The following is a 7,460-nucleotide window of genomic DNA, read 5'->3' on the forward strand; positions in this document are numbered from 1 at the left end:
CCGACCAAACCACCTAATTGCCCAATCAGTAAGGTTTCTATAAAAAACTGAAAGGCAATGGTTGTTTTTTTTGCTCCCAATGCTTTTCGGACTCCAATTTCACGGGTACGTTCGGTTACCGAAACAATCATAATATTCATCAAGGCAATAGACGACCCAAGTATGGTGATAATCCCGATGAGCCACGATGCAAGGCCAAGATATTTGGTGATGCTTAGGATTCTGTTAATCAAATCATCGCTTCGTACTAAGGCAAAATTATTGTCTTTTATAGGGCTTAGTTTTCGGACTCTGCGCATAGTGCTGTTGGCGTTGTCAATAGCTTGGTCCAATAGTTCTTTTTTGCCAACCATAACACTCAAAGTATAGTTGATGTTGGGAGCAGTAAATAAGGAACGGGCAACTTGTATGGGAATTAAAATCCTTAAATCCTGGCTATTCCCAAAGGTGGATCCTTTTTCTTTTAGGATACCGATTACTTTAAATTTTGCCCCTCTTATCGAAAGAATTTTGCCAATGGGGTTTACATCTTTTAGAATTCCTTTTTTAAAATCGGAACCTACCACGCAAGTATAAGTATTGTTGGAAATGTCAAAATTGGTAAAGTTTCGCCCCATATCGGTTTCAAGTCCCGAGTTGGTCAAAAAATGCTCATCAACACCCAAAACATTTATTTCGGGATCAGTTTTTAGGGCTTCGTATCTAACTTCGGCTATCGATGTCGCGGTAAAAGATAGAGACGTTTCGGTCAATGGGTAATTGTATTTATTCTTGAAAGCAACCGCCTCGGGATAGGAAATAATAGGATTTATGATTTCGCGTTCCCCGCCACCGCGTCTTCGAGAGGTATTTTCGTATTGATTAATGTTGAAAGTATTGGCTCCCATCGAAGCAAAATCGGAGGATAAAGTGTTCTCCAGCGCCGCAACAACGGTTAGGATTCCAACTAAGGCAGTTATACCAATGGCAATAATCATTACCGTCAAAATGGTTCGCAACAATTGAGTTCGAATGGAACCAAATGCGATTCGGATATTTTCTTTGAATAATTTTAGCATCATAGTCGTTTGACACTAAAATACAATTTTTGTTACAAATATCATTTGAGAAATTAGCCTAAATAGTTGTAAGGAGCTATTTCCAGCTATCCGCTATATCTTTTATGCCGAACCCCGGCATAAAAGGATATCGCTTCTATCTGGGCTAGGGCATTCCGTTATTAAAGAAGCATTAAATTAAATCACAAATTTTTCAAACGGAATTATTTTAAAAGTAAGATATTTGCAGAGTGATATAGAGGATTATGTTTTCGATTAAGAAAGTTTTACTTGAATCTGAAATCTAAAATCTGAAATCTAAAATCTAAAATTAAAAAATGGCATCAAAACCGAGTATTCCAAAAGGAACCAGAGATTTTTCACCTGCTGAGGTGGCAAAAAGACAATACATTATCCAAATCATAAAAAGTAATTTCGAGAAATTTGGATTCCAACCTATAGAAACTCCTTCATTTGAAAATTCCGAAACCTTAATGGGGAAATACGGAGAAGAAGGTGACCGATTGATTTTTAAGATATTAAACTCGGGTGATTTTTTGGCAAAAGCCAATGAAACTCACCTGGAAGCCAAAGACAGTACACGATTAACATCCAGTATTTCGGAGAAAGCCTTGCGTTATGACTTGACTGTTCCGTTTGCACGTTATGTGGTACAACACCAAAACGAAATCGAGTTTCCGTTCAAAAGATACCAAATCCAACCAGTTTGGCGTGCCGATCGTCCTCAGAAAGGACGTTTCAGAGAATTTTTTCAATGTGATGCCGATGTTGTGGGGTCTAAATCTTTGTGGCAAGAAGTAGAGTTGGTACAATTGTACGATTCTGTTTTTACTGCATTAGGTTTAGCAGGAGTAACGATTAAAATCAATAACCGAAAAATACTTTCTGGAATTGCTGAAGTTATTGGCGCATCGGATAAACTGATTGACTTTACGGTAGCCCTAGACAAACTTGATAAAATAGGTGAGGATGGCGTAAAGAAAGAAATGATTGAAAAAGGAATTGACGAGGAAGCGATTGCCAAAGTCCAACCATTATTCAATTTTACGGGAACCATATCTGAGAAAATCGAGAAATTGTCTGTTTTGCTTTCTGCATCAGCCGAAGGGATGAAAGGTGTTGAAGAGCTACGTTTCATTTGTGACAATGTTATCAATTTAGGATTGTCAACGGCTAGTTTGGATCTTGATGTAACATTGGCAAGAGGATTGAATTATTATACAGGAGCTATTTTTGAAGTGGCTGCTCCAAAAACGGTTTCTATGGGTTCCATCGGTGGTGGTGGACGCTACGATGATTTGACCGGTATTTTTGGTTTGAAAAATATGAGTGGAGTAGGAATCTCTTTTGGACTTGACCGAATTTATTTGGTGGTCGAAGAGTTAGGATTGTTCCCGGAAGCGGTAACTTCTACGTCTAAAGCTTTGTTCATTAATTACGGTGAGAAAGAAGCATTCTATTCGATGAAAGCTATAAAAGAATTGCGTGCCTCAGGAATCAAAGTAGAATTATATCCTGATAATGCCAAAGTAGCCAAACAATTCCAACACGCCGATAAACGATTCATTCCTTATGCAGTAATCGTGGGTGAAGAGGAAATGAATGACAATCAATATAGTTTAAAAGACTTAGTTTCTGGAGAACAGAAAAAAGTAAGCTTAGAAGAGCTGAAAGAGATTTTGAAATAACAAAAAGGCAACCAAATATGGTTGCCTTTTGTAGTTTTAGAAATTTGCTCAACTTATCAGATTAGTTCAATTTTGTCGGAGTGCCGTCATGGGAATTGGAATGTTGAAAAATTTTGCACCTTCTCCGATGCCGCCTTTGCAGTCTGTGGTGCAAACCTGTCTGGTTGAATTACATTCGGCCGCCCAAAACATATAACCTAGCATTCCTGAGGTAGTTCCTGCACCATTGGGCATTATTCGCGTAACGTAATCTCTGTCCAGGTAAGTAATTGAGGAGGTGAAATTATTGCATTCCGGTATTATTTGACTACCTGACATGTAAAGCGAACCTGTGAATTTGCAAGGAGCCAATGGAGGGATTTTGGGCACATATTGGGGTTTTCCGTCAATATGTTCATCCCAGTTTGTAATGGCTTCCGAGGCTGATGGCTGACGCGACGGAACCATGGCATTGGCATAATCGAGAACGGAAAGGTCAGGTCTAAGCCAATCAGTTGTTGCTTTTGCACAAATGCCAATCAGCCAGCGGTCACCTGCGGCCAAATCGATGGTGAGTCGGGCGGCATGATTATTTCCCGATGCATCATAAGGCAATTCTTGTCGATAGGCGGTTATAAAATTCTGTAATCCGACAAGATTGGGGCTGCTGCTTTCTTCATAATCGATTTCAATGCCCACGCCAAGGGCTTTGGCGACTATGGCGGCATTCTTCCCGAGTTGAGTCGCATTTTGTGTTAGTGCGGTATTCCAGTCTTTGGTGTATGTTATTCCTCCAATCGAAAGCATAACTCTGATGCCACGGATCTTGAAATAATTGACAATATCAGAGTTCATGCCTATTGGAATTCCGTTGAGGGGGGTGTCAATTGAGGTATTGTTCAACAGTTTTAAAGGGTTTACAAAACTCAAAATAACCAGATTTACAGACGGATTACCATCGCCACGATCAATAACCCAATGGTTTTTCAAGTCAAAATCGGTCATGTTTCGGACTGTACTCCAAGTGCAATAGTCGTTTCCGGCATGCCAAACACCATATACCTGGAGTTGTGTGGGGTTGGGGTCTAAACTGTAACCGGATTGGGAGACCGGTTTTTGGGTCGAATTCTTGGCTGTTATTTCAGATAGGGGAGGATCTGTTTGTAAATCTTCTTTCTGACAGCTGTTTGTCAGAGTAAATATTAGAATTAGGAAGCTTGCTATTGTAAGTGATTGTTTCATAGGTAAATATCTTTAAATTTAAACAGTTGAATTTACGTCATTTATCTATGAAATGCAATTGAAATTGGTTAGGTAAACTTGTAGGATATCGATTTTATATGCAGATAATCAGGCTTTTATGTTTTGTTTTGAAAATGTGCAGTTACAGTTCAGCAAGACTAAGACGAATTTGATTGTTAGAACTATAATCAATTAACCCGTTGGGCGTAATTTTTCAAAATGAAAAATGGACCACATAGACATATAGTTTTAATAGCAAATCATTATAAGAATAAATAGGAATAAGTCTATTTTTACTTCGTCAGTTCGCCCTTCGGTCTCGGGTTACATAGAATTGCCTATGTGATAAGTAAACCTACTATCAAAATCTTTTTAAACACTATAAATTTTATGTTTCTATGTGGTAAAAAATAATTTCACCCAACGCATTCAATTAATAACAAAAAAGCTGTCAGTGTAAAATAGATAGCCTTATTTTATGGCTCAAATCCATAGTTTATGGAATAAATTTAGCTTGACTCAACATCCAGTTGTAGATTTTGTCTTCTCTAAAATAATGTTCGACACTGCCGTGATTGCCGCCTTTAACTATTGTGAAAGTGAGATTTGCATCTGGATTGCAGGTTTGGATGGCCTTGACCATTTTTTTGGATTCCGAAAGCGGGACGATATAATCTCTGTTTCCGTGAATAACCCACAATGGAATTGTAGCCAGATTGCAAGCGTCTTTTGTGTTTCCGCCTCCGCAAATAGCTACCGCTGCAGTGATTTTATCAGGATATTTACCGGCTAAATCAAAAGTGCCGTATCCGCCTAAACTCATTCCGCATACATAAACCCGTGATAAATCGGTATTGTAATTGTTTTGGACATATTCCAAAAGTTTTAAAAGCTTGTCTGGATTCCAAGCACCATGTGCTACTTGTGGTGCAATAACTATTGCTGGTATTTCTTTTCCTCTTTCGATAGCTCGAATTACTCCGTAACGTTTTACTCGGTTCAAATTAGTACCAGAGAGACTTTTTCCGTGCAGAAATAAAATGATAGGCGCTTTTTTGTCCAATACCTCCTGATTGGGCAAATTAATCCAAAAAGGATAATCGGTTTGGTCTGTAATTGCTTTTAGCTGAGCTTGTGCAGTAGGAATGGCACAAAGCATAAGTAGGTAAAATAAAATATAAAATCGCATTAGTTTGGGGGTAATGTTTTGAAATGGGGTCGCAAATCTAAGTTTTTATAATTAAAGGAGACAACTTTTTTGGATAAAAGCAAAAAAGTAAAAAAGAGTGAATATTACAAGTTTTGGTGCCAATTGTATAATATTTCTGGAGTACTGTAGAACCACCTTTGCCTCATAAAATATTCTAATTCTTAAAACAAAATAAAATGAAAGCTAAAATTTTACTATTCACCTTTGCGATACTATGTATTGCATTAATTACCGGATGCGAAAATGATGATTTTGAAGAAGTCGTTGGAGTATGCCCGATAGTTGAATCAACAACTCCTTTGAGCAACGCATTAGATGTTCCATTAGGACAAGTCATTACCGCAACATTCAACGAGGAAATGGATCCAAGTTCGATTACTTCAGCTACGTTTACTGTGTCAGGAACAGCTCCTATTGCAGGAACAGTTACTTACTCTGGAAATACTGCCTCATTCACGCCAACACTTCCGCTAGCGGAGAACACTACTTATACGGCTAGAATTACTACTAAGGCAAAAGACTTAATGGGTAATTTTTTGCAGGTTGAGTATGTATGGGCATTTTCAACAGGGACACTTTTGAGACCTGTAGTGATTACAACAGATCCTCTTAATAATGCCATTGCTGTGCCGTTGAATAAAACAATTTCGGCAACATTCAATATGGCTATGAATCCATCAACATTAAACAGCACAACTTTTAAAGTAAATCAAGGAGTTAATGTTGTAGCGGGAGCAATAATCTATACAGGGTCAACAGTATCTTTTGTTCCAACAAGTCCTTTATTAGCCAATAAAATATATACTGTAACGATAACTACAGGTGCTAAAAATTCACTGAATACTGCAATGGTCGCAGATTATGTATGGAATTTTACAACGGATGCAATACCAACGATAACTGTAACAGATCCTATCAATAATGCGATTAGCGTTGCCTTAAATCAAACGGTAACCGCTAATTTTAATACCATAATGGATGGTTCTACAATCAATGCAACCACATTTACTTTGAAACAGGGGACAACAATAATTCCAGGAACGGTTTCTTATTCAGGTACTACAGCTTCTTTTAACCCAACAAATTCGTTGGTAATTGGGACAGTTTATACAGCAACAATTACAAATGGAGCCAAAAATGTAGCAGGAACTCCATTGGCTAGTGACTATGTTTGGAAATTTACGACTATACTGGCGCCTCCTGCAGCAATAATCGTGAATCTTGGTACTGCTGCTATGTTTGGAGCTTTTGGTGGAAACGCCGGGGTAACAAACCAAGGGTTGAACACAGTAATAAATAATGGAAGTATCGGGACAACCGCAGCTTCAACCCTTATTACAGGATTTCATGATGGTCTTGTAATTTATACTGAGACTCCTTTAAATGTTGGAAATGTTATAGGTGATATATTTACTGCACCTCCAGCTCCAGGAACAGCCACTTCATTTGCAACTGCACAAAAAGGATTACTTGATGCAAATGCAGCGTATTTAAGTATTTCGCCTGCATCAAAACCAGGTGGTTCAGATCCGAATGCCGGAGAATTAGGCGGATTGACATTAGCTCCAGGAGTTTATAAATCGGCAAGTGGTACTTTTAAAATCAGTAATGGTAATCTGACGCTCGATGCACAAGGTGACCCGAATGCCACTTGGATTTTTCAAACCGCTTCAGGGCTTACAGTTGGAATTGCAGGTCCTACGGGAGCTAAAAGTGTAATAATGATAAACGGCGGATTGGCTAAAAATGTTTTTTGGTATGTAGGTAGTTCAGCTACTATCAACAGCGCTGGTGGCGGAACGATGGTTGGAACTATTATTGCTAACTCGGGTGTTACTTTTTCTACCGCCGGGAATGCAAACCAAACAGTACTTAACGGAAGAGCAATATCTTTAGTCTCCTCTGTGACTATGGTAAATACAACCATTAATGTCCCATAAATAACATTGCTAAATGGTATATCCCGTTTTCGAACGGGATTCTTCTCAATAAAAAAATAACATCTAAAAAGATATAAAATGAAAACTAAAATTAGTTTTAAAACAAAATTATATACAACGTGGATTTCAGAGAGTTTTCTCTTAAATAGTCTTTTTTTCTTGACTTTGTTGTGCTTAAGTGCTCAAACAAAGCTTCAGGCACAAGAGGTTAATTACACAAAACCTTCTTGGTACTTTGGTGTTGCAGCTGCAACCAATTATAGTTTTTACCGTGGTTCAACACATCAGCTTAATTCGAATTTGACTCCTCCGGTTACTTTTCATAATGGAGAAGGAGCAGGGC

General features: G+C 38.2%; 5 protein-coding genes and 1 pseudogene. 3 read left to right on the plus strand and 3 right to left on the minus strand.

The window, feature by feature from the left end:
• On the minus strand, nt 1-1,061 hold a 1,061-nt coding region (locus VFS71_RS00345), incomplete at its 3' end, for an ABC transporter permease (RefSeq protein WP_326398671.1).
• A gap of 314 nt (nt 1,062-1,375) precedes the next feature.
• Between VFS71_RS00345 and hisS the strand changes: the two genes are divergently transcribed.
• Nucleotides 1,376-2,746, plus strand: a complete 1,371-nt coding sequence (hisS, locus tag VFS71_RS00350) for a histidine--tRNA ligase (RefSeq protein ID WP_326398672.1) — start codon at nt 1,376-1,378, stop codon at nt 2,744-2,746.
• Between the two features lie 66 nt (nt 2,747-2,812).
• On the opposite strand, the gene VFS71_RS00355 is transcribed toward hisS, so the two are convergent.
• Both VFS71_RS00355 and VFS71_RS00360 read right to left on the minus strand, forming a co-directional pair.
• Nucleotides 2,813-3,967 (minus strand): hypothetical protein, encoded by a 1,155-nt coding sequence (locus VFS71_RS00355; protein WP_326398673.1) that lies wholly within the window; start codon nt 3,965-3,967, stop codon nt 2,813-2,815.
• 496 nt (nt 3,968-4,463) lie between these two features.
• Complete coding sequence (locus VFS71_RS00360) at nt 4,464-5,156, minus strand: prolyl oligopeptidase family serine peptidase (protein ID WP_326398674.1); 693 nt, start codon at nt 5,154-5,156, stop codon at nt 4,464-4,466.
• Between the two features lie 197 nt (nt 5,157-5,353).
• On the opposite strand from VFS71_RS00360, the gene VFS71_RS00365 reads away from it, so the two are divergent.
• Nucleotides 5,354-7,117, plus strand: coding sequence for an Ig-like domain-containing protein (locus tag VFS71_RS00365; protein ID WP_326398675.1), 1,764 nt, complete (start codon nt 5,354-5,356; stop codon nt 7,115-7,117).
• Between the two features lie 78 nt (nt 7,118-7,195).
• Nucleotides 7,196-7,460: pseudogene (locus VFS71_RS00370) on the plus strand (flagellar motor protein MotB); the annotation flags it as partial.

The sequence above is a fragment of the Flavobacterium sp. genome (genome assembly GCF_035760125.1).
In the GTDB taxonomy this organism is placed as follows: Bacteria; Bacteroidota; Bacteroidia; order Flavobacteriales; family Flavobacteriaceae; genus Flavobacterium.

Coding starts and splice junctions, on each gene's coding strand:
- VFS71_RS00355 (WP_326398673.1), bottom strand. CDS start 3,967: ATGAAACAATCACTTACAATAGCAAGCTTCCTAATTCTAATATTTACT.
- VFS71_RS00360 (WP_326398674.1), bottom strand. CDS start 5,156: ATGCGATTTTATATTTTATTTTACCTACTTATGCTTTGTGCCATTCCT.
- hisS (WP_326398672.1), top strand. CDS start 1,376: ATGGCATCAAAACCGAGTATTCCAAAAGGAACCAGAGATTTTTCACCT.
- VFS71_RS00365 (WP_326398675.1), top strand. CDS start 5,354: ATGAAAGCTAAAATTTTACTATTCACCTTTGCGATACTATGTATTGCA.